Origin of the sequence: Micromonospora sp. NPDC049580, assembly GCF_040675595.1 — a bacterium.
Classification (GTDB): domain Bacteria; phylum Actinomycetota; class Actinomycetes; order Mycobacteriales; family Micromonosporaceae; genus Micromonospora.
Genome location: NZ_JBFAPG010000827.1, coordinates 1 through 1199, shown reverse-complemented (window position 1 = coordinate 1199; position 1199 = coordinate 1). Strand labels below are relative to the sequence as shown.

The following is a 1199-nucleotide window of genomic DNA, read 5'->3' as shown; positions in this document are numbered from 1 at the left end:
GCTGGACTCATTCTGAAGCTCTGGCGAGCAAGGAAGCAGCCGTGAAGGCCGGTGACGTTCTGCGGCTTGATCGGAAGGTCAGCGTTCAGTTCATGCCCACCGGCAGCGTGCCGGTGGCGAGCTTCACCATCACCAAGCTGCGCTGGCTGGCCCGGCACGAGCCGGATCTGGCCGCCCGGGTGGCGGCCGTCTGCCTGCCGCACGACTGGCTGACCTGGCGGCTGGCCGGTGCGCCGGGGCTGGCGGGGCTGCGGACCGACCGGGGTGACGCCAGCGGCACCGGCTACTGGTCCCCGTCCACCGGTTCCTACCGTCCGGACCTGCTGGAACGGGCCTTCGGTCGGCAGCTCGTGGTGCCCGAGGTGCTGGGCCCGGCCGAGTCGGCCGGCACGCTGGCCGACGAGCTGGGTGGGGGCGGCGCGCTGCTCGGCGCGGGCACCGGCGACAACGCCGCCGCCGCGTTCGGCGTCGGCGCCGGTCCCGGTGACGTGGTCGTCTCGATCGGCACCTCCGGCACGGTGTTCAGCGTGGCCGACGTGCCGGCCGCCGACGAGAGCGGCGCGGTGGCCGGCTTCGCCGACGCGTCGGGCCGCTTCCTGCCGCTGGTCTGCACGCTCAACGCCGCCCGGGTGCTGGACGCCGCCGCCACGATGCTGGGCGTCGACCTGGACGAGCTGGCCGAGCTGGCGCTCTCCGCGCCGGCCGGCGCGGACGGGCTGGTCATGGTGCCCTACCTGGAGGGTGAGCGGACGCCCAACCGTCCGCTGGCCACCGGCGCGGTGCACGGGCTGACCCTGCGCACGTCGACCCCCGCGCACCTGGCCCGGGCCGCCGTGGAGGGCATGCTCTGCGCGCTCGCCGACGGCCTGGACGCGCTTACCGCGCAGGGCGCCACCGTCCGCCGGGTCATCCTCGTCGGCGGCGGGGCACGCTCGGCCGCGGTCCGCCGGATCGCACCGCAGGTCTTCGGCTGCCCGGTGGTCGTCCCGCCCGCCGGGGAGTACGTCGCCGACGGCGCCGCCCGCCAGGCCGCCTGGGTCGCCCTCGGCGGTCCGACCCCGCCGCAGTGGGAGGTCAAGGGCACCGAGGAGTACGCGGCGGAGCCCGTCCCCGCCGTCCGTGACCAGTACGCCGCCGCCCGCGGGTTGGTCCTCGACCGCCGCTGACCGTCGGAGTCGACGCGGGTGGGAGCCGACCGG

General features: G+C 76.2%; 1 protein-coding gene. It reads left to right on the top strand.

Going from position 1 to position 1199, the window contains the following annotated elements; translation table 11 throughout:
- The coding region (locus tag AB0J68_RS32380) for an FGGY-family carbohydrate kinase (protein WP_363942722.1) at nt 1-1166 on the top strand (1166 nt) is incomplete at its 5' end.
- Between the last annotated feature and the right edge of the window lie 33 nt (nt 1167-1199).